The sequence below is a fragment of the Polaromonas sp. OV174 genome, from assembly GCF_900112285.1.
In the GTDB taxonomy this organism is placed as follows: Bacteria; Pseudomonadota; Gammaproteobacteria; order Burkholderiales; family Burkholderiaceae_C; genus Polaromonas.
In genome coordinates this window covers 40,905-62,351 of record NZ_FOKZ01000001.1, presented here as the reverse complement: position 1 = coordinate 62,351, position 21,447 = coordinate 40,905, and the positions used below count along the sequence as shown (strand labels likewise).

Genomic DNA, 21,447 nt, shown 5'->3' with positions numbered 1-21,447 from the left:
AGGAAAAGGGGAAGCCTTGTCAGGCAGAAAGAGGACACCACCAAAGAGGTGGCTTGTGCCGAAAGGCTGGAAAGCCGTATTTACCGCACGCCAACGCAACAAGGACTGATGGAGCTATCTACCTCAGTCAAGACGAACACGCACTCTGGCGTGTTCAGTGATGCCAATCACATTGAAGAAAGACGCCACCAAGCGATTGACATCCGAGAACTGTACGGCGCAGTTCTCGGCCTCGCGAGCTGACACCCAATTGAGCAGCGTGCCTGCGGCAGAAAAATCGACGCGAACCAGCTTGGCGCAGGAAATCTGCACCATGTCCACTCCCGTGAACCTGGCCTCCAGCTGATCCAGCACGGAAATGGCATCACCTCGAATCTGCCCAGAGAGCTCGGCAGACAACAAATTACTCAAAGGGGTACTACTTTGCACACCCAGGTCGGAATCCCCGTCCAAGAGGCTGAAACTCGAGTGCGTGGAGTCGCGGTATGCATCGCCCATGACGGTGTGCCCGCTCACAACAGCGCCTTGCGCGTCCAGCGAAGCGTACTCACAACGCGCGCTTACCCAGGCCGGCGGGGAAACTTCATAGGTGACACAAAAATCAAGGGCCGCCAGCTCGAAATCATCGGGGCGGTGCGTCACACGCAGCGCTTCCAGGCGCAATAACCAGCAGCTTTGCGCCGTACTCCGGTTGCCCGAAGGAGTGGCGTTGAAGAGCACGTTTTGCAACTGAGCATCGCCGATAAAGCGCAACTGAACAGGCTGGTCCGCCCAGCCACTGAATACCGCGCACAAAGGCTCCAGCGCAGCAGCTTCAATGGTTTTCAGATGATTCCAATCCAGGCGCCACGGCATAGGGGCTCGGCCCAGCGCCGCCCTGAGAGCCGCAACAGTCTGAACCCCCACTACCGAAGGGCACACCCAATCAGCAGCCGGCCCATTGCCTGCCGGAGCTGCCGGCCCGCCAGGAAAATCATTCACATCGGAGAGTACAAACCACTGTGGCGCAGAGCGGTCAAACCGCTCCACAAACTGGAGAGCGGCCGTTTCAAACTTCTCCTGCGCTCCGGTGGCACGATACAGGTCAAACAGCGCCAACCAGGTTTCCGCATGATCTGTGCGGGCCCCACCTGGCCTCAAAATCTCCAGCAAACCAGCTTCCGCACCGGCATTGTCACCATTGGCAAAGCGGATGGCTGACTCTTCAAGCTCAGCGTCATAGACCACCATTTCCGCCGCATCCACTGCAGAATCCCGAACCGGCATGCCGGCTTGGCCTGGCTTGGCTCCAACTTCTGCGGCATTGCCGACAGCTGTCAGGCCCACCGGGGTCGTCGGACGATAAGCCACAGGCAGGCCACTGTCCACCGGTGCCTGAGTGGCGGCGTCCTCGCCTTGCGGCATCAAGGGCACCTCCACCGTGGTTCCAGCAGCAGTGTTGCTCTTGGTTTTCCACCACTGCATGGACATCTGCGCCTCGATCTCATCGATCTTCTTGAGCGTTGTTGCCCGGTCATCAGGTCGGGAGGCCAGACTGCTCTGGAAGAAAGAAGGCCGGCCAGCGGGATCTTGAACCAGCCCCCCCATGGCCTCGCGTTTACGCATCTTGCGCAGCATGTCGAACTCACGCTTGCGCACAAAGTCATTGCGCCGCTTACGCTCAATCATCTCCTTGAGCAATTGCTTGCTCACCGCGTCATCCTTGTCCGAATGTATGGAATCCAGATCCGCCCAATTCGTGCCCGGATTGCGGACGAACTTGACGACCTTGGACAGCAAGCCTGATGCGGTTTCGTCTTTGGGCATGTCGGGATGATTAAAAGTGTGAGCTCGGCAATTTACTCGTTAGTCACCAAACATTTTCTGTTTGAGTTCGCGGCGCTGCTGTGCCTCCAGCGACAAATTGGCGGTGGGACGTGCAATCAGACGACCAACACCGATGGCTTCGCCGGTTTCATCGCAATAGCCGTAGTCGCCGGAATCAATGCGGGCAATCGACTGCTCGATCTTCTTGAGCAGCTTGCGCTCACGGTCACGCGTCCGCAACTCAAGCGCATGCTCCTCTTCAATCGTGGCACGGTCAGCCGGGTCGGGCACCACGGCGGCGTCTTCGCGCAGGTGTTCGGTGGTCTCACCCGCGTTGTTGTGGATGTCCTGCTTGAGCAAGGACAGCTTGTGGCGGAAGAAAGCCAGCTGCTTTTCATTCATGTACTCGTCATCCGGCATGGACTTGACTTCTTCGTCGGTCAACTGATCGGCGGCTTTGGTCTTCCAGTTGTTGGCGAGCTTGGGGTCTTTGGGGGCGGCCGCATGAATGGGCGGCGCGATCACGCGTTCTGTCATTGTGGAGTAACTGGCTTTGGCTGCGTCAGGCGCATGGGTTGGCACCATAGGTGCGGATGGGATTGATTGGACGGAAATTCTGGCCGAGCTTCTGCGCCCGGCTTTCAAGGGTGCCGGGGCCTTGAGCAGCGTGGGCGCTGGCTTGGACACGGCAACAGGCAATGACGCTTTCGGATGATCAAGCACCTTGACGGCTGGCTTTGGCACGACCGGGGTCGCAGCTTTGGCCTTGCTTGCCGGCTTGACGGCCACCTCAACTGATTTCTTAGCAGCTGCCGCGGTGATTTTTTTTGCGACCTTGACCACCGCCTTGGTTGCGGGCGTTGCCTTGGCTGGCGCCTTGGTCTTCTTCTCTTGAGCGTTCACGATGTCTCTCCTCTGGGAAGCGGCTTGTGGATGACCCTCAGGCCACTGCTGCGGCTGTTTGGCCCAACTGCCCTCGAACAGTCCGGCCCTAGCTGATGCCAGTTTTTCTGGTGCGTCTGCCGCCGGTCCAGCCACTGAAACCGCCTTAGCACGGTTTGCAAGCCGTATTCGTCCGGATTCTTTTCTGACTGGCTTCCCGATTCGACGTTCCGGGTATTTTGGTCGGCGCGCGATTGTATCGGCTCATAGCCACATGCCGCCGCACCAAACATAAACCGTTGGAAAATCGAGACAGACATGCGACATTCCCACCATTCTTAAACTATATGTAACAGCCTACCTCAAACCAGGCACTGCTCCAGGCCTTGCACAAAAATATCTTTGGGCAAGTCGATGCCTATGAAGACCATCTTGCTGTTTCTCACCTCGCCCTCGGCCCAGGCCGGTCCGAGGTCGCTGCCCATGAGCTGGTGCACGCCCTGGAAAATCACCTTGCGATCGGTACCCTCCATATTGAGTACGCCCTTGTAGCGCAGCATGCGCGGGCCGTAGATATTCACCACCGCACCCAAAAAGTCTTCCAGCTTGGCCGGGCTGAAGGCTTTATCTGAGCGGAACACAAAGCTTTTCACGTCGTCATCGTGGTGGTGATGGTGGCCATGGTCGTGATCATGGGCATGCGAAGGGTGGTCGCAATGCTCGCCGTGTTCATGGTCGTGGTCGTGATCGTGGTGCTCATGCTCCTCGGCCTTGAGGAAATCCGGGTCGATATCGAGCTTGGCATTGAGGTTGAAACCGCGCAGGTCAAACACCTCGGCAATCGCCACTTCGCCGAAATGCACGGCTTTTTGCGGTGCACGCGGGTTCATCTGCGTCAGGCGGTGCGTCAAGGCCTTGACCTCGTCCTCGGCCACCAGGTCTGTCTTGCTGATGAAAATCTGGTCGGCAAAACCGACCTGCCGGCGGGCCTCCTGGCGGTCATTGAGCTGGCTCTCGGCATGTTTGGCATCGACCAGCGTCAAGATGGAGTCCAGCAGGTACTGCTCGGCAATTTCCTCGTCCATGAAAAAGGTCTGCGCCACCGGGCCGGGGTCGGCCAGGCCGGTGGTTTCTATCACCACGCGCTCGAAGTCGAGCAGGCCCTTGCGTTTCTTGGCGGCCAACAGCTGCAGCGTTTCGCGCAAATCCTCGCGGATAGAGCAGCAGATACAGCCATTGTTCATCTGGATGATGTTTTCCTGGGTGTCGTTGACCAGGATCTCGTTGTCGATGTTTTCCTCACCGAACTCGTTCTCTATGACGGCAATTTTCTGGCCATGCGCCTCGGTCAAGATGCGCTTGAGCAGCGTGGTTTTGCCCGAGCCAAGAAAGCCGGTGAGGATGGTGACGGGAATCAAGCTCATGGTGTCTACCTAATAAAAACAAAATGACAGCAAAAGTGCGCCCGCAAGGAACGCAAAGGGTCAAAGACCAAGCTGGGGAGTTTAGCGAGCCCTTCAAGCCATCTCCTTTCCTGGCGCAATACCGCTTTGCACTATAGGACTTCCAGGCGTGGCCCCGGCCATCACGCCAACGCGGCCACCGGGCCGGCAGGCGTCCATAAAAACTACTATTTTCATAGCTGGCTACGCCTGTCAATCATGGGCTATAGGCCTTTTTGACTAAAAACTCAGTCTCCGGCCTGACGCCAGTTTGGCAGCAGGCTTGCGACATCGACGGCGCAGATTCTCCATTCAAGACACAGGTCGACCGGATAACGCCTGCACCACATCCAAACGCAGCACCTAGCCGTATAGGACTGCAGCACGGATCAAAACTCCAGGAGTTGGGGGCAACTCACCCCAAGCAACAACACATTTGCATACATAAAATTGATTTTGATATATTTTGTGACAAAATGATAAATTAATGATTTACAAGAATTTTTCAAAAAAATCAGGGATTCGCAAGGAAATTGTCGGCTCGCTGAAACACCCGCTCCAGCCAGCTTCTGGCCATCTTTTTGGCCGTCTGTTACTAAGCCTACTGCTGGGTTGGCTGCTGCTGTTGAGCCATCAGCCGGCGCAGGCGCGCACGCTGCTGGAACTCAACACCCACGCCCAGCCGGTAGCCCTGCTGGACTGGGGCGACTACTGGATAGACAGCAGCGGCCGCTTCACAGCGCCCCAGGTGGCGCTTACCGCCGCCATTCCCTGGCAGCCCACGCATGCCGATGCCAAGTACCCGGTGACGGGTGGCGACTCGCTGTGGATTCGCTTCAGCGTGCCGCCGGCGCCGGATACCGAACGCTGGTATCTGGAAGTGCCCTACCCGGCCATAGACCGGGCCTCGCTCTACACCCTGGACGGCGCTGGCCAATGGATAGAACAAAGGGCGGGAGATAAGGTGGCCGTTGGCAAGTGGCCGGTGCCGCACCGCCACCCCCTGCTGCCCATAGCCCTGTCTGCCGCGGTGCCCACCCAATACCTGTTACAGCTCGAAAACGGCCACGCCTTCAGACTTCCCCTGCAATTCATCAGCGAAGGACGGCTGAGCCATTCGGAGCAGCGCGTATCGCTGATTCTGGGCATATTCTTCGGGCTGACCGGCCTGGCCGCCTTCATTTCGGCCTTGGGCGCGATCTCCCTGCGGGATCCGGCCTATGGCTTTTTCGCCCTCTGCGTCACTCTGACGGCCCTGACCCAAGCCACCATCACAGGCATAGGCGGCCTGCACCTGTGGCCGCTATGGCCCTGGTGGAACAGCCTCTCCACCACGATACTCCCGCTGCTGGCGGCATCCGTCACGCTGCTGTTCATCTCTGCCGTAGTCGCCCTGCCCGAGCGTTCGCGGCGGCTGCACCGGCTGATGCTGGGCGAAGCCGGAATGGGCGTGCTGGTGGCCTTCGCCATGGCCTTGATACCAGCAGCCTCGCGTCTGGCGATTTTCGTTCCCGTGCTTCTGGTGCTGAAGCTGAGCGGCCTGCTGCTCATAGGCTGGGCCTGGCGACGCGGCGACCGGTTTGCGCCCTGGCTGATGCTGGCTTACTTGCCGGTGACGCTTGGCAGCGGCTGGGCGCTGGCCTACCTCGCCGGCCTGGCGCCGCACGGTTTTCTGACCGAGCACGGCATGCAGCTGGGGGTAGCCCTGCACCTGCCCGTGGTCATGGTGGTGCTGATGCTGCGCAGCCAGCAGCGGCGCGAAAACATCAGGCGCATTCAAGGCCTGGACCGGGTTGACCCGACCACCGGCCTGATCAATGGCCATGTTTTTATCGAACGCCTGGTACGCATGATGGCGCGCTGCGGCCGGCTACGCCACCAAAGCGCCGTGATGCTGATTGACCTGGTCAACACCGAGCAGATTCAACGCGACTTTGGCCGCAAGGCGGCCGAAGAATTGCCGCTGCGCGTGGCCGAGCGGCTGCTCTCCACCGCCCGCGAAATCGACAGCGCCGCACGGCTGTCGGAGCACCGCTTTGGCATGCTGGTGGAAGGCCCTTTCAGCGCGCAGGACGCGGCGACTCTGGGGCCGCGCATTGTGGCGCGCTGCCTCATGCCCTATCAAAACCTGCATGTGGAGTGCGTGGCACAAGTGCATGTGGCCTATGCGATAGTCCCCTACCAGAGCGCCAATGCGCAAGACTTGCTGCTGCAACTCGAAGATCGCCTGAACGCCGTGCCGGACAATAGCCGGCGCGCGGTGTTCATGCTCGGCGATAACGCCAGCACGTTCTGGCGACCTGACCCGGCCCAGCGAACCGCCTGAGCACGCCGCCCGGCGGCGCTTGCAGCGCTGCTAGCCGCCGGATTTGGATTTGGGCGTGCTGTCGGTCGGCTCGGCCGACAGCGCCCGTGGATGGGCCGCGTCATAGACCTTGGCCAGATGCTGAAAATCGAGCCGCGTGTAGACCTGCGTGCTGGTGATGTTGGCGTGGCCCAGCAACTCCTGCACCGCGCGCAAATCACCGCTGGACTGCAGCACATGGCTGGCAAAGGAATGGCGCAGCATGTGCGGATGCACCGGCGTCGCCAGGCCGGCCTGTAGCGAGCGCTGCTTCAGGCGCAGGCGTATGTGTTGCGGCGTCAGCCGGGTGCCGCGCTGGCCTATGAACAGCGCCGTCCGCCCCGCCGGCTCAGCGCCGGCCCAGTGCTGGCGCAGCGCCAGCCAGCGCTGCAAGGCCTGCATGGCGGCGCGGCCTACCGGCACGCTGCGCCGCTTCTGGCCCTTGCCCAGCACATGGGCCTCGGCGGCGTCCAGATCGATCCAGCCACGCGCCTGCGCGCTGGCCTGCAAATCCAGCCCGACCAGCTCGCCTATGCGCAGCCCGCAGCCGTACAGCAGCTCGGTGATGCACTGGTCGCGCGCTTCCAGCGTCGGATCTGCCGCGTCGCCAGCGGCCTGATAGCTGGCCAGCTGAACCGCCTCGTCCACGCTCAAGGCTTTGGGCAGGGGCTTGGCGGCTTTGGGTGCACGCACATCCCGCACCGGGTTGCCCACCACCAGTCCTTCGCGGCCCAGCCAGGTGTAAAAACCGCGCCAGCCCGACAGGATCAGCGCAATGCCGCGGCCACTGCGGCCGCCGCTGTGCATTTGCGCCACCCAGCGCCGCAGCTGGCTGCTCTGCACCGCCGTCAGCGCCAAACCGGCCGCGCTGGCATGGGCTTGCAGCCTTTGCAAGTCCAGCGTGTACAGCACCACCGTGCGCTCGGCCAGGCGTTTCTCCACTCGCACATGCACCAGATAGCGCAGCACCAGCGGATCTGGCTCGCAGGCAGGCGCTGGGGATAGCGTCATGGCAGTATGCGTTGGCAGGCTGGCGCGGCCGACCAGAATCAGACGGACGCCTGCGTACGCAAGCGCGACAGCGCTGCGCCGGCCAGCTCGCCCAGCTGCTCCAGAAAATCGGTGCCCATGCCCTCATGAAACCGCTGGGGGTCGGTTGATGCCAGCACCAGCAGGCCAACCATAGGCAAACCGGCGGCGCGCAGTGGCACCAGCGCCAGCGACAAGGCCAGCTCGGGCTCGGGCAGCCATTGGACGGCTTCAAAGCCGGAGTTGACACCGCAGTAAGGCGTACTCAATGAGGAGGCGAAAGCCTGCACATCGCTGCTGACGCCGCTGGCAAAACCTTCATCCGAAAAAATGCCATTCACGCCCCAGACCTTGATGGCCGCCTGCGGAATCTGGAACTCGCTGGTCAGCCCCTGCACGATGGCACCAGGCAGCTCGCGCGCCTGCGCCGTCTGCAGCAGCTTGCGGGTCCAGCCCTGCATCTTCGCGGCGATCGTCACGTTCTCCTGGCCGTGGCGAATCATGTCGACCACCCGGGTCTCCAGTCCCTTGATCTTCTCGCGCAGCATGCTGGCCTGGCGCTCTTGCAGGCTGACGGCCCGGTTGCCGTGGCCGCCCGAGAGTTGCACCGAAGCCAGCAGCTCCGCATGGCGTTCAAAAAAATCGGGGGTGTTGGCCAGGAAGTTGGCGATGTCGTCTTCGGTGATGGGGTTTTCAGTGGGATTCATGTCGGCATTATTCAGGAATATCGATCTCGGCTTGAAACACCGTGGTCGCCGGGCCGGTCATCATGACCGGGGCATCGAGTTCGCCGCTCCATTCAATCGTCAGCTGGCCGCCGCGCGTCAGCACATCGACGCGCGTATCCAGCAGGCCCAGCCGAATCCCCGCCACCACCGCCGCGCAGGCGCCGGTGCCGCAAGCCAGGGTTTCGCCGGCGCCGCGTTCGTAGACCCTAAGCCGGATCTGGCCGCGCGACACCACCTGCATGAAGCCGGCATTGACGCGCCTTGGAAAGCGCACATGGTTCTCGATCAGCGGGCCGGTCTGCAGCACCGGCGCCGTGTCAACGTCGGCCACCAGCTGCACCGCGTGGGGATTGCCCATGGACAGAACAGCTACAAAAAGAGGAGCGCCTTGCGCACACCCATCAAGGGCTAGCGGCCATTTTTCCCATGAAGCTGCGGTTTGCGGCGTGATCCCGGCAGCATCAAAGGGAATGCGCGCCAGTTCGAACACCGGCGCGCCCATGTCCACCGTGACGCGGCCGTCAAGCTGCATGCGCGGCTCGATCACGCCGCCCAGGGTCTTGACCCTGACCGCGTCCTTGCTGGTGAGCCCCTGCTCGCGCACAAAACGCACAAAGCAGCGCGCGCCATTGCCGCATTGCTCGACCTCGCCGCCGTCGGCGTTGTGGATCACATATTCAAAGTCTATGCCTGGCGCCGGCGAAGGCCGCACCGACAGAATCTGGTCGGCGCCAACGCCGAAGTGGCGGTCGGCCAGAAAACGGTACTGCGCCGTCGTCAGGCCCAGCGGCGCGCGGGTTTCGTCGAGCATCACGAAATCGTTGCCCGCGCCCTGCATTTTGGTAAATCGGATTCGCATCAGGGGATTATCCGCGTAGCCCAACCAGCCGATTCAATCTGGCTGCCCCTGGCCCCAAAAAGCAGCCCGCCAAACTTATCGCCATAATTATTCTTCATGACCAGAACCTCCCAACTCCTATACCCCCAGCGCGAGCCTGCTCCCACTCGCCCCGCGGCCACCGTGCTGCTGCTGCGCGACACGGCCCAGGGCATTGAAGTGCTGATGACGCGGCGCTCCATGACGGCCAGCTTCGCGCCTGGCGCCTATGTCTTTCCGGGCGGCGGCATTGATGCGACGGACGCCGCGGCGCATGCGCAGTCCACCCGCCGCGCCAGCCAGAGCGACTTGCACCTGACGCAGGCCATCGCCGCCATTCGCGAAAGCTTTGAGGAGCTGGGCGTGCTGCTGGCGCGCCATGCCGATGGCAGTTACGCCAGCACGGCAGACATCGCAGCGCTGGATCGCCAGGCGCCGTTCGCGGCCCAGTGCCAGGCCCGCGGCCTGACGCTGGCCGGCGATCAGGTGTTTGTGTTGGCCCACTGGGTCACCGACCGCGATTTGTCGCGCCGCTTTGACGTGCCCTTTCTGGTGGCGCGCATGCCCGAGGGCCAGAGCCCGGTGGCCGACGAGGCCGAGCAGTTCGAGCCGGTCTGGGTACGCCCGGCCGAGGCGCTGGCGCGGCACCAGGCCGGCAACTTCTTCATCATCTTCCCGACCATACGCACGCTGGAGCGGCTACAGCATTACGCCGACGTTGACGCGGTGCTGCGAGCTTGCGCAAGCGAGCTGCCGCTCTGGACCTCCTGCCCGCGCGCCGGCCTGCTGGGCGGCAAAGAGGCGCGTTACATGGAGCACGAGGCGCCTTATGGCGAACTGACGCTGACCTGTCCCGACGGCCAGATCGTCCATGCGCTCGACTGGCAAACGGCGCAACCGGTGGCGCTGCTGAAAAACCTCAGGCGCCTGACCGCGCCCAACCCCGGCATGATGACCGGGCCGGGCACCAACAGCTACATCGTGGGCGATGCCGACAGCGGCTACATCGTGATAGACCCCGGCCCGGACGACGCCGGCCACATCCAGCGTCTGTACGCGGCCACTGGCGGGCGCATAGCAGCAATTGTCTGCACCCATTCGCACCCCGACCACTCCCCCGGCGCCAGGCCGCTGCAGGCGCTGTGCGCCAACCGCCCGCCCATACTGGGCCTGCCTTCCGCCGCCACGGCGCGCGCCGACGCACAGTTCACGCCGGACAGAGTGCTATCAAACAAGGAGCTACTTACGATTACCAGCAAAGGGCTGGAGCACACTTTGAAGGTGATTTTCACACCCGGCCATGCGGCCAACCACCTCTGCCTGCTGCTGCTGGAAGACGGCTTGCTGTTCTCTGGCGACCATATCCTGAACGGCAGCACCACGGTGATCAGCCCGCCCGATGGCGAAATGAGCGCCTACCTCGATTCACTGGACGCCTTGAACGCGGCCTGCGACGAGCATCAGGTCGACTTCATACTGCCGGCCCATGGCTACGCGCTGGGCGCCGCGCAGCAAGCCATTGCGCAACTCAAGGCGCACCGCCTCAAACGCGAAGCCAAGGTCGCGGCGGCCATGCAGGCCAGCCCCGACGGCACACTCGACGACTGGCTGGCGCTGGTTTACGAGGACACGCCCCGGCAGCTGTGGCCGGTCGCCCGGCGCTCCCTGCAGGCGCATGTGGATCGCATTTTGCTCATGCAGGGCGCAGACTGAGGCTGCCGGCTGGCAAACAGGCCGCGGCCAGCGCAAAGGGTTTCTATCAGGCAAGCCCATCGCCAGCCGGGCTTATACTTTTTTCTCACAGCTTCATGAACCTGGCCGTCCCGGCCCGTCTGGACCGGGGTCATGCCAAGCATTCACTTCAACATCGCCGAGGTATTTCATGCACTCCCTATCGACCCGACATTTTCTTCAGACCACCGGCATGTTGCTGGCCGGCCTGGTGCTGGCGGCCTGCGGCAAGCAGGAGCCAGCGGCCCCGTCCGCGAGTGCGCCCGCGCCCGCCGCATCCGCCCCCGCGCCGGCAGCCCGGGTGTATGTGGTGGGCACCGACGCCGCCTATGCACCGTTTGAGTTGCAAAACGAAAAAGGCGAGATCGTCGGCTTCGACATTGAGGTGGTCAAGGCCATCGCCCAAAAGGCCGGCATGGAAGTGAAATTCATCAACACGCCCTGGGAAGGCATTTTCAACTCGGTCGCGCAAGGCGACCGCGACCTGCTGGTGTCGGCCATCACCATTACCGACGAGCGCAAGCAAACCCTGGATTTCTCCGAGCCCTACTTCGATGCCCAACAACTGATCGCCGTGAAAAAGGATTCAAAGATCAGCAAATTCACCGACCTGAAAAAGCTCAAGGTCGGCGTGCAGAACGGCACCACCGGCGATGAAGTCGTCGCCAAGCTGCAAGGCAAGGACAGCGCCAATATCAAGCGTTTTGAATCCACCCCGCTAGCGCTCAAGGAGCTGGAAGCCGGCGGCGTGGATGCCGTAGTGGCCGACAACGGCGTCATCGTGAACTATGTGAACAACAACAGCGACTCGAAATTCAAGACCGTCAGCGACAGCAGCTTTGCTTCCGAGCAATACGGCATCGCGGTGAAAAAAGGCAACGCCGAGTTGCTGGCCAAACTCAACAAGGGCCTGGCCGACATCAAGGCCGACGGCGGCTACGCGCAGATCTACACCAAGTATTTCGGCGCCGCGCCAACGCCAGCGCTTGCACCAGCCCCGGCCACTGCCGCATCCAAGTAAAGCCATAGAACACGCCGATCGAGTGAGACGGCGCCAAGCGACCCATGACAGGCCCGCAGCACCTGAATGCACGCCGGCGTGTCCTGCGCACCATCGCAGTGTTCGAGGCAGTGAAAGGCCTGGCAGCGCTGGCAGCCGGCATAGGCCTGCTGGATTTGCTGCACCACGATGTGCACAAGCTGGCCCTGGCCTTGCTTTGGCACTTTCACCTCGATCCCCAGACGCACTATCCCAGCCTGCTATTGCACTATGCCGACATGCTCCAGGCCATCAACCTGCGCACGCTGGCACCGCTGGCGTTGGGCTACATAGCCCTGCGTCTCTTGGAAGCCTGGGGATTGTGGCAAGAGAAAATCTGGGCTGAATGGCTGGGAGCGCTTTCGGGGGCGCTGTATCTGCCGCTGGAAGCCGGCCACCTGCTGCACCGCACCACGCTGATCAATGCCGCGGTATTGCTGGCCAATCTGCTGGTGGTGGGCTTTTTGTTGTTTCAGCTGTGGCGGCGCCGGCCACACCGCCCACCGGCCGCGCAGGGGCAGAACCCGCCGAACAGCCGGTGAAGCGCCTGCTGGCAAGCATGAGAGTTTTCAGACACCGCGGCGGCTCTGGCTATGCAGCAGCTGCCCCCGAGCTGCCAGGGTGATGGCCGCTACGCAGGGGTGGGTGATGCGCCGCTCCACCGACACGGCAAAGAAATCCTCCACCATCTCGTCGCTACGGCCTATCACTTCCACCCCATACTGCGCCACCGTCTCGGCCTCGAGCACGCTGGCCGACATGAACACACCCCGGCCCTCGCGGCCAAAAGCCTTCATCAGCGCACCGTCGTCAAACTCGCCAATGACGCGGGGATGAATCTGGTGCTTGGCAAGCCAGCTTTCGAGTTGCGTGCGCACCGATGAGGAGGCGCCCTGAATCAGCATGGGCGCGTCGTTCAGGCATGCGGGGAAATCGCCCTTGAGCTCGGCCTTGAGCGACGGCGTGCAGAAAAAACTCATGGGCGTGCTGCCCAGGGCGTGGTTGAAGGCTTTGATGCTGATGCGACCCGACATGGGCTCATCGGCCATCACCAGATCCAGCCTGTGCAGCGCCAATTGGGCCAGCAAATCAGGGAACTTGCCCTCGCTGCAAATCAGCCGGACCGGCTCACTCACAGCCAAAGCGGGCTCCAGCAGCCGGTAGACCACGGACTTGGCCACTGAATCGGCCACGCCAACGCGAAAGTTCAGCACGCTCTGGCCACCACGCGAGCGCCGCAGGGCGCTCTCCATTTCCGCCCCTAAGGTGAATATCTGGTCGGCATAACCCAGCGCCAGCCGCCCGTCCTCGGTCAACTCAAGCTGGCGCCCGCTTTTGCGAAACAGCTTGCGCCCCAGCCAAGCCTCCAGGAGTTTGATCTGCCCCGACAGGGTCTGGGGCGTGGTGTGCAGTTGCTCACCGGCGCGCACGATGCCACCGGCCTTGGCGGTGGCCCAAAAATAATGCAAATGCTTGAAGTTCACGGTTCAGTTCCCATAGCGATGTCCGAAGAATTTTCTGACGCCCATCAAATACATCGTATTTTTCGAAATAAATCAATCTTAAATACGAATTTACACGAAGTATTAAGCCATCTATAGTTGGCTTTATCACGTCATTTTTGGCAGAAGGAGAATTGACATGCGTTTAAGCACCAAAAGCCGTTTTTCAGTCACCGCAATGATCGATATTGCTCTGCAGGGCAATGCCGGACCGGTCTCGCTGGCAGACATTGGGCTGCGCCATCAGATCTCGCTGTCCTACCTTGAACAGCTGTTCAGCAAACTGCGCCAATGCGGTCTGGTGGAAAGTACCCGGGGCCCCGGCGGCGGCTACTGCCTGGGTCGGGCCGCAGAGACTATTTCCGTGGCCAACATCGTCGCGGCCGTGGAATCCCAGGGCGATGCGCCGGGCAAGGAAGAAAGCCCCCGTTCACAGGAAAAAACCGCTGGCGAGTGGATGACACAGGAATTGTGGGCGAACCTGAACGCCAAGATGGTCGAGCACATGCAGTCCATCAACCTGCGCCAACTGGCGAGCGAGCAGCGCGCCAAGGGGGTGACCATCGAGGCCCGCCCAGGCAAACGCGGGGTCTACGCCGCGCCCAAGCTGAAACCGGTGCGCACCACGGCGCCCAATTCGGTGTTTGCACTGGGAGGCTCCCTGCTGGCGAGCCGCTGAACCCAGGGCCTGCCTGGGTCAAGAAAAAAGTGTGAAGCCCGCCGATAAGCCGGATTCTGTGCGCCGGGCCAGCCTTGCCCGAAAGCAAGGCTGGCCCGGTGTGACCGCCATTAATCTGGGCCGGGGGTCGCCCACCCGGCTCGGTGCTACCTACCCGCCAGCTCCGCGGAACCACATCAACGCTGGCCTATTTGGTATTGCTGCGCGTAGAGATTGCCCGTTTCACCCGAACTGAATCGGCTCGTCTCTGTTGCTCTAATCCTCACCTTATACCTTGCGGCTTTCAGTGGAGAGGTGTTACCTCCTACGCTGTCCTGTGCAGTCCGGACGTTCCTCCAGTGCCTTGTTTCCAAGATTGCACCAGCGGCGGTCTGGCAGGCTTCACGGGGGCTATTATCCCCGAGACCGGGGCGCCGGAATCCAGCCCTTTAAAATGCCGGGTTGCTTGATCAACACGAGCCCTCATGATTCGACTGACAGAACTCAAACTTCCACTAGCCCACGCGGAAGACGCCCTCCCTGCCCTCGTGGCCCAGACCCTGGGCCTGGCCGCCGCCGACCTACAGACTGTTCACGTGCACAAGCGCAGCTTCGACGCCCGCAAGGCCGAGCTGCTGCAGGTCTACATCGTCGACGTCACGCTGGCCGACGCCAGCCAGGAAGCCGCAGTGCTGGCCCGGCATGCCGAAAAGCCGCACATCATGCCAAGCCCCGACATGGCCTACCACCCGGTGGGACAGGCTCCGGCAGCGTTGCCACTGCGCCCGGTGGTCATAGGTTTCGGTCCCTGCGGCATTTTTGCCGCCCTGCTGCTGGCACAAATGGGCTTCAAGCCCATCGTGCTGGAGCGCGGCAAGCCCGTGCGCCAGCGTACCAAGGACACCTGGGGCCTGTGGCGCAAGAACGTGCTGAACCCGGAATCCAACGTGCAGTTTGGCGAGGGCGGCGCCGGGACCTTCTCTGACGGCAAGCTCTACAGCCAGATCAAGGACCCGCGTCATCTGGGCCGCAAGGTGATGAATGAGTTCGTCAAGGCCGGCGCGCCCGCGGATATCCTTTACGAAGCGCACCCGCACATCGGCACCTTCAAGCTGGTCAAGGTGGTGGAAAACCTGCGCGAGCAAATCATCGCGCTGGGCGGCGAAATCCGCTTTGAACAGCGTGTGACTGACGTGCTGATTGAAGAAGGGCCAGGCGGCAAGCACATACGCGGACTCACGGTGCTGGACCAGGCCAGCGGCCAGACCCACGAGCTGCGTGCCGATCAGGTGGTGCTGGCCCTGGGCCACAGCTCACGCGACACCTTCGCCATGCTGCATGCGCGCGGCGTGTATGTGGAAGCCAAGCCTTTTTCCATCGGCTTTCGGGTCGAGCACCCGCAAGGCCTGATAGACCGCGCGCGCTGGGGCCGCCATGCCGGCCATCCGTCGCTGGGTGCGGCCGAATACAAACTGGTGCACCACGCCAGCAACGGGCGTTCGGTCTACAGCTTTTGCATGTGCCCGGGCGGCACCGTGGTGGCAGCCACTTCCGAGGCCGGCCGCGTGGTGACCAATGGCATGAGCCAGTATTCGCGCAACGAACGCAATGCCAATGCCGGCATCGTGGTGGGCATAGACCCGCGCGACTATCCCGGTGACCCGCTGGCCGGCATCGCGCTGCAGCGCCAGCTCGAATCCCATGCCTATGTGCTGGGCGGAAGCAACTACCAGGCGCCCGGCCAGCTGGTCGGCGACTTTGTGGCCGGGCGTCCGTCCACCACGCTGGGCAGCATCACCCCCTCTTACAAACCCGGCGTCACCCTTGGCGACTTGTCGACTGCCCTGCCCGACTATGCGATTGCAGCCATGCGCGAAGCCTTCCCGGCCTTTGGACGCAAGATCAAGGGCTTTGACTCCCACGATGCGGTCCTGACAGGCGTGGAAACACGCACCTCCTCGCCGATCAAGATGAGTCGCGGCGAGGACCTGCAAAGTCTGAATGTGCGCGGTCTTTACCCTGCGGGCGAAGGCGCCAGCTATGCCGGTGGTATTTTGTCCGCCGGGGTCGATGGCATCAAGGTGGCAGAGGCCGTAGCCCGCAGCCTGTTGCAGACGGCCGAACAGCAGCGAACGGCCACGGTCTGATGGTTTTGACTCCTCCTTCGGCCGGCCGCCTTGCCGTGGCCATCCTGGCCATGGCCGGGGTGGTGTTGACGTCCAACATTCTGGTGCAGTTCGCCATCAACGACTGGCTGACTTGGGGCGCCTTCAGCTACCCGGCGGCCTACCTCGTGAGCGATCTGGTCAATCGTCGCTTCGGCCCGGCCATGGCGCGGCGCGTGGCCTGGGTCGGCTTCGCGGTGGCGGCACTGGCCTCGTTGCTGCTGGCTCCGGCACGCATTGCCGCAGCCTCGGGCCTGGCCTTCATCGCCTCGCAACTGCTGGACATCCAGGTTTTCAACCGCCTGCGTCAAGGCCGCTGGTGGCGCGCACCGCTGGTTGCCACGCTACTGGCGGCAACCTTGGACACCGTCATTTTCTGGAGCATTGCCTTTGCCGGCGTCGAGGCGCCCTGGCTCAGCTGGGCCGCCGGCGATCTGGCGGTCAAGCTGGGCGTCGGCGTACTGATGCTGCTGCCCTTTCGCCTGCTGATAGGCCGCTCCTACTCACCAGCCCCTCACCCCACCTCAGGGATAGTGGATACTTCGCCCCTGGCTTCAAACCTGCTGGCGGGCCCACCCTACCCGACAGCCCGAAACTCAACCTGATAGCACCGACCGATGACCGACACCGCAACCCCAAATCCTGCCAACGCACCCGATGACGCACCAGGTCGCGCACGAGAGGGCGCAGCCCCACGCCGCCGCAGGCAGGCACAACACCAGCCCCGTGCCAAGCAACAGCAGCAGGTTCACCCGGTTCTGCAGCAGCTGTTCGAGCTCTACCCCACCATGTTTGGCGCTCAATTCCTGCCGCTCAAGCTGGGCGTGTTCCAGGACTTGCTGGCGCAGCACCCCGAACTGTTCAAGCGCGACGAACTGAAAATCGCACTGGGCCTGCATGCCCGCTCCACCCGCTACCTCGAAAGCGTGGCCGCCGGCCATCCCCGTCATGACCTGCAAGGCCAAGCGGTCGAGCCCGTGGCACCCGAGCATGTGCACTACGCCATCATGGAAGTGTTCCGCCGGCGCCAGGCACGCTCCAACGCCGACCTGCGCCCCTATGTGCTGGCCCAGTTGATGACGGCGATTGAGGCCTCTGGCCTGAGCCGCGAAGACTACACGCTGCAAATCAGAACCCAGGGTGAAGCCTCCAACGAGCTGCTGGAGATGGCCTTCTCCGAACTCGCCAAGGAAGCGGCCAAACGTGAAGCCTTGCTCAAGGCCTTCGAGGCCAGCGGAAAAACGGCGGCCGAGTTTGCCGACATGTACGGCATGAATCCCGACGAAGTGGCCCACACGCTGGCACGGGCGCAAGCCTCACAATCGGCTTAAACCATCTCCGCGGCGCCGTAGGCCAGGCTTGGTCAACGGACTGGTGCCGCAATCCCTCTGAAAAAGCCGGCGCCTGATTGACGCCGGCTTTTTTCACCCAGCTCAAACCTTGGCCTCACGCGGCCTGCCGCGCCGCAGGCGTTCTCGGCCCTCACAAAAAACTGCCGTTTGACCATGGACTGTGGCGGAAAAACGCGTGTCATGCGCATGACACGAAACGCGGAGATGCTAGGAACTCGCCCAGGACACATGGCCATTTCAAGGCCAAACCCGTTCGCGGATGGAGCCATAAAACTGGGGGCACCCGCCGCCGGCGGATCATCCCAAGCGCGCTTCGTGGCCAGATCCGCATGAGTTGACCATCTCTCACCGCCCTCCTATCCTTGTGCCCCACAGCCTTTAGGGCTTAGCGAGGCGGCAGACCGGGTCTGCCATGAATGTGTCTGAGTTCTTTTTTTCACTGATTGGAGTTGAAATGATTCGAAGAAACTGCTTGCTCCCCATCGCTGCACTATCAATGCTCTTGCTGACGGCTTGTAGCGCGACGACGCCAGCCATAGACAACAGCTCCCTGGCCAAAACCAGCTTTCGGGAACACAAAACCACCTATGGACTGGTGTATCGCCTGCCGGCGGATGTGACCACCGTGCTTGACGCAAAAATCAACGACCCGCTGAATCAGCACTTGCTGCGTCTGGGCCTGCAGGCCGAGGCTCAGACCTTCAACCTTCCCCACGTCACCGTCGTTCACATTCACAGTGCCGATCCCGCGACAGCGTTGAAGATGCTCAAGGCGCTGCCCAAGCCACCCCAGCCCATCAAGCTCACCCTCAAAACCTTTTACACCACGGAGGCCGCCAAGGATGCCGGCCGCCCCTGGTGGCTGGATCTGGGCATTGTCAAAAGCGGCCAGGGCTTCGAGGACATGATGGCCTTTAACACCGCGGCTACGGCCGCGTTCGCCCCGCTGCGCGACGGCCCGCTGCCGCGCGTCACCGGTCCGGTGTACGCCAAGATGGGCGATGCCGGCAAGGAGCTGGTGCAAACGGTGGGAGTGAGCGGCGTCAACGTCGTCAAGGATGGCAAAGAGCTGCGCAGCCACAATCCGCACAACACGCTGGTCTACAGCATGACGCCCTTCACCCCGGCACTGCAAGCGTCCATGAAGCAGGTCGCCGACGACTTCAACAAAGTGCTGCCCGATGGCATCAACACCACCTTCAACAATGTCTCCATCGTCGAGCTGGCTTTCTCGGGCAATGTGACGCGCGAAATCTACCGCATCAATCTGGCCGACGGCTCGGCGATCGAAGTCGCCAGCGGCCAGCTCGTGAAGTAAGGCGCCGAATCAGCGCTCTGTCGAGCTTTGCAGCGCTGCGATGCGCTCTTCAATCGGCGGATGGGTGGCAAACAATTTACCCATCCCGCCAGTGATGCCCATGGCCTCCACGGTCTTGGGCAATTCGCCGGGCTGCATACCGCCCAGGCGAGCCAGGGCGTTCATCATGGGCTGCTTGCGACCCATCAATTGCGCGGCGCCGGCATCGGCACGAAACTCACGATGACGCGAGAACCAGGCCACCACGATGGCGGCGGCAAAACCCAGCACGATATCGAGCACGATGGTGCTGACGTAATAACCAATACCGGGGCCTGAAGAGCGGTCGTCGCCACGGCGCAAAAAGCTGTCGACCGCATAGCCGATCACCCGCGACAAAAACACCACGAAGGTATTCATCACGCCTTGAATCAAGGTCATGGTGACCATGTCACCATTGGCAATGTGGGCCACTTCATGGGCAATCACCGCTTCAATTTCTTCCCGCGTCATGCCTTGGAGCAAACCGGTGGATACGGCCACCAGCGAGGAGTTCTTGAAAGCACCGGTCGCAAAGGCATTCGGTGCGCCCTCGAAAATGCCGACCTCGGGCATGCCGATCTGCGCCTTGTCGGCCAGCTTGCGCACGGTTTCAACAATCCAGGCTTCGTCAGCGTTCTGGGCTTGGTTGATGACGCGCACACCAGAACTCCACTTGGCCACAGGCTTGCTGATCAGCAGCGAAATAATCGCGCCACCAAAACCCATGATCAGCGCAAAGCCCAGCAGCGCGCTCAAGTTCAGGCCATTGGCCGTCAGGTAGCGGTTGACCCCCAGCAAGCTGGCCACAATGCCCAGCACGGCCACCACAGCAATGTTGGTCAGCAAAAACAAAATAATGCGTTTCATGAATTCTCCGTGGAATCACCGTCGGCTCAAGGCCGCAGTGAAAGTTACTCTTTGCAGAAAATGGGGATTTATCGAGCCAAATCAAGTCACTCTGATTGATGCGGCTCAACCGGTCGACGGGATCTTGGCTGCTTTTATTTATCGGCGCGGACGAAATACAAGGGAATCATCATAAAAGGAAAAGTTCTCGTTTTCTGCCCACCAACCGGGCACGCCCAATACCGGCAAGGGCGTAAACGGCTTGGCGGCAAGCTTGTCGGCACTCAAGTCGGCGGCCAGCCAGGCATCCAGGTTTGCTATTGAATCAATAGCTTCTTGCGCCCGGTACACATGGGCTGTGATCGGTTTTCGTGGACAAACCAGCTTTTCCAGCAAGGCATGTCCAAACAGCACGAGTCGGGCCTGCGGCCAGAGTGGGCGCAGATCGATGAACAGCCGCTGCCAGTCCCGAGCAATCAAGGCATCCCACAGCGGCTGCGGCGCGGACAGCAAGGCCGCGTTTTCATCGAACACCGTGAGCGCGTCGCGCACCGGGCCACGCAAGGCGGTCACGCCAGCAGCAGCGATCTCGGCAGCCTGTAGCTGATTGAGCCGGGTCTTGGTCTGGGGAAAGCGCATCCAGCACAGGCCGTTGAAAAAGTCGTGGAGACCTTCACGGGTCGGGCATTGCGCCTTATTGAAGATATAGCTTTCGTAGGCCTCGCCGGGCGGCAGTGCACTTTGCGACACAAAGCGCAGCGGCGCAGCCAGTTCACCGTTGAGCGCGTCATGCAGCGGCGCACCGGCCGCGACGGCTTGCGCCACGCGTTGCCCGGATTCGCGCCAGGGATTCAGCCAGGGCTGATCCCAGTCGACCGGCAACAGGGGCATCGGCGCAGCGGGATGCATCAATTCCGGGAAGGCCGGGACTGCCTTTTGTCGCGCACCATCACCGTGGATTTGCCTTCGTCCGCGATGTCAAAAAGCTGGGTCGCCACCAGCAGCTTGGTCAGCGTGGCATAGCCGTAGTTGCGGTGGTCAAACGAGGCCTGGTTGGCGATCTGGGTGCCCACCGCGCCGACCCGCGCCCAGCCCTCATCGTCGGCGGCCGCCTGGACCGCATTGCGCAGCAGCTGGACCAGCCGGGCATCCTGCTTGAGCTGCGTCGGTGAGGCGCGCAAGGGCGTGGCGGCGATCGCTTCGTCCACCTCACTGGCCTCACTCGTCTCGTCCCGGCCACCGGATGGCGCATCACCGGAGGCCATGGGCCGCAACTTGTCCAGGAACAAAAACCGTGAGCAGGCGTTGACAAAGGGCTCGGGTGTTTTCTGCGCGCCAAAGCCGTAGACTGCAGCGCCCTTGGCACGCAAATGCATCACCAACGGGGTGAAGTCGGCGTCGGACGAGACGATGCCGAAAGCGTCGGGCCGGTCGGTGTAGAGCAGCTCCAGGGCGTCTATCACCATCGCCATGTCACTGGCGTTCTTGCCCTTGGTGTAGTCAAACTGCTGCATAGGGCGGATGGCATGCTCGTGCAAAACCTCCTCCCAGCCCTTGAGCTCGTTCTTTTTCCAGTTGCCGTAGGCGCGGCGAATATTGGTTTCACCAAACGTCGACAGCTCATTGAGGATCAGGTCGATCTTGGAGGCCGGAGAATTGTCGGCATCGATCAACAGGGCGACACGGGGCTTGCGGTCCATGGGAACT

The 21,447-nt window shown here is 61.9% G+C and carries 19 protein-coding genes and 1 other RNA gene; 9 read left to right on the top strand and 11 right to left on the bottom strand.

Going from position 1 to position 21,447, the window contains the following annotated elements; genetic code table 11:
* Positions 1-123 precede the first annotated feature (123 nt).
* The 3 genes from BM160_RS00295 to BM160_RS00285 all read right to left on the bottom strand — a co-directional run bounded on the left by BM160_RS00295 (position 124) and on the right by BM160_RS00285 (position 4,112).
* Positions 124-1,806, bottom strand: a complete 1,683-nt coding sequence (locus BM160_RS00295; protein WP_091998577.1) for an STAS domain-containing protein — start codon at positions 1,804-1,806, stop codon at positions 124-126.
* A gap of 39 nt (positions 1,807-1,845) precedes the next feature.
* Positions 1,846-2,709 (bottom strand): RNA polymerase-binding protein DksA, encoded by an 864-nt coding sequence (gene dksA / locus BM160_RS00290; protein ID WP_255368486.1) that lies wholly within the window; start codon positions 2,707-2,709, stop codon positions 1,846-1,848.
* A gap of 341 nt (positions 2,710-3,050) precedes the next feature.
* Complete coding sequence (locus BM160_RS00285; RefSeq protein ID WP_091998574.1) at positions 3,051-4,112, bottom strand: CobW family GTP-binding protein; 1,062 nt, start codon at positions 4,110-4,112, stop codon at positions 3,051-3,053.
* A 505-nt stretch (positions 4,113-4,617) separates the two neighbouring features.
* Here BM160_RS00285 and BM160_RS00280 point away from each other — a divergent pair.
* The gene (locus BM160_RS00280) at positions 4,618-6,456 is read left to right on the top strand and encodes a sensor domain-containing diguanylate cyclase (RefSeq protein ID WP_091998571.1); all 1,839 of its coding nucleotides are present in this window, start codon (positions 4,618-4,620) and stop codon (positions 6,454-6,456) included.
* Between the two features lie 30 nt (positions 6,457-6,486).
* Here BM160_RS00280 and BM160_RS00275 read toward each other — a convergent pair whose 3' ends face one another.
* From BM160_RS00275 to dapF, 3 genes are read right to left on the bottom strand one after another with little or no spacing between them, the layout of a single operon-like run.
* Positions 6,487-7,485 carry a tyrosine recombinase XerC gene (locus BM160_RS00275; RefSeq protein ID WP_091998568.1) on the bottom strand — a complete coding sequence of 333 codons (999 nt, stop codon included), beginning with the start codon at positions 7,483-7,485 and terminating at the stop codon, positions 6,487-6,489.
* A gap of 38 nt (positions 7,486-7,523) precedes the next feature.
* Positions 7,524-8,210 (bottom strand): DUF484 family protein, encoded by a 687-nt coding sequence (locus BM160_RS00270; protein WP_091998565.1) that lies wholly within the window; start codon positions 8,208-8,210, stop codon positions 7,524-7,526.
* Positions 8,211-8,217: 7 nt separating this feature from the next.
* Positions 8,218-9,090, bottom strand: coding sequence for a diaminopimelate epimerase (dapF, locus tag BM160_RS00265; protein WP_091998563.1), 873 nt, complete (start codon positions 9,088-9,090; stop codon positions 8,218-8,220).
* Positions 9,091-9,186: 96 nt separating this feature from the next.
* Here dapF and BM160_RS00260 point away from each other — a divergent pair, with 96 nt between their 5' ends.
* From BM160_RS00260 to BM160_RS00250, 3 genes are all read left to right on the top strand, one after another.
* Positions 9,187-10,821, top strand: coding sequence for an MBL fold metallo-hydrolase (locus BM160_RS00260; RefSeq protein WP_091998560.1), 1,635 nt, complete (start codon positions 9,187-9,189; stop codon positions 10,819-10,821).
* 169 nt (positions 10,822-10,990) lie between these two features.
* On the top strand, positions 10,991-11,860 hold the full coding sequence (locus tag BM160_RS00255) for a basic amino acid ABC transporter substrate-binding protein (protein ID WP_091998557.1): 870 nt from the start codon (positions 10,991-10,993) through the stop codon (positions 11,858-11,860).
* A 44-nt stretch (positions 11,861-11,904) separates the two neighbouring features.
* Positions 11,905-12,420, top strand: coding sequence for a DUF2127 domain-containing protein (locus tag BM160_RS00250; RefSeq protein WP_091998552.1), 516 nt, complete (start codon positions 11,905-11,907; stop codon positions 12,418-12,420).
* 27 nt (positions 12,421-12,447) lie between these two features.
* Here BM160_RS00250 and nhaR read toward each other — a convergent pair whose 3' ends face one another.
* Positions 12,448-13,362 (bottom strand): transcriptional activator NhaR, encoded by a 915-nt coding sequence (nhaR, locus tag BM160_RS00245; RefSeq protein ID WP_091998549.1) that lies wholly within the window; start codon positions 13,360-13,362, stop codon positions 12,448-12,450.
* Between the two features lie 157 nt (positions 13,363-13,519).
* On the opposite strand from nhaR, the gene BM160_RS00240 reads away from it, so the two are divergent.
* Positions 13,520-14,059 (top strand): Rrf2 family transcriptional regulator, encoded by a 540-nt coding sequence (locus BM160_RS00240; RefSeq protein ID WP_091998546.1) that lies wholly within the window; start codon positions 13,520-13,522, stop codon positions 14,057-14,059.
* 29 nt (positions 14,060-14,088) lie between these two features.
* Here the strand turns inward: BM160_RS00240 and rnpB are convergent.
* Positions 14,089-14,442: RNase P RNA component class A (rnpB, locus tag BM160_RS00235), an RNA gene on the bottom strand.
* Between the two features lie 81 nt (positions 14,443-14,523).
* Here rnpB and BM160_RS00230 point away from each other — a divergent pair.
* The 4 genes from BM160_RS00230 to BM160_RS00215 all read left to right on the top strand — a co-directional run bounded on the left by BM160_RS00230 (position 14,524) and on the right by BM160_RS00215 (position 18,873).
* Entirely contained in the window at positions 14,524-16,185 is a 1,662-nt protein-coding gene (locus BM160_RS00230) for an NAD(P)/FAD-dependent oxidoreductase (protein WP_091998544.1), read from the top strand.
* Entirely contained in the window at positions 16,185-16,808 is a 624-nt protein-coding gene (locus BM160_RS00225) for a queuosine precursor transporter (protein WP_091998541.1), read from the top strand. Before BM160_RS00230 ends, BM160_RS00225 begins: the two co-directional genes overlap by 1 nt.
* Before the next feature lie 12 nt (positions 16,809-16,820).
* Positions 16,821-17,534: a ProQ/FINO family protein gene (locus BM160_RS00220; RefSeq protein WP_091998538.1), complete on the top strand. Its 714-nt coding sequence runs from the start codon at positions 16,821-16,823 to the stop codon at positions 17,532-17,534.
* 475 nt (positions 17,535-18,009) lie between these two features.
* A complete protein-coding gene (locus BM160_RS00215) occupies positions 18,010-18,873 on the top strand; it encodes a hypothetical protein (protein WP_091999375.1) in 864 nt (287 codons plus the stop codon).
* 9 nt (positions 18,874-18,882) lie between these two features.
* Here the strand turns inward: BM160_RS00215 and htpX are convergent, their stop codons facing one another.
* From htpX to BM160_RS00200, 3 genes are all read right to left on the bottom strand, one after another.
* Positions 18,883-19,761, bottom strand: coding sequence for a protease HtpX (htpX, locus tag BM160_RS00210; RefSeq protein ID WP_091998535.1), 879 nt, complete (start codon positions 19,759-19,761; stop codon positions 18,883-18,885).
* A 138-nt stretch (positions 19,762-19,899) separates the two neighbouring features.
* Positions 19,900-20,631, bottom strand: a complete 732-nt coding sequence (locus BM160_RS00205; protein WP_255368484.1) for a DUF3025 domain-containing protein — start codon at positions 20,629-20,631, stop codon at positions 19,900-19,902.
* 17 nt (positions 20,632-20,648) lie between these two features.
* On the bottom strand, positions 20,649-21,440 hold the full coding sequence (locus tag BM160_RS00200; RefSeq protein WP_091998529.1) for an NYN domain-containing protein: 792 nt from the start codon (positions 21,438-21,440) through the stop codon (positions 20,649-20,651).
* Positions 21,441-21,447 lie beyond the last annotated feature (7 nt).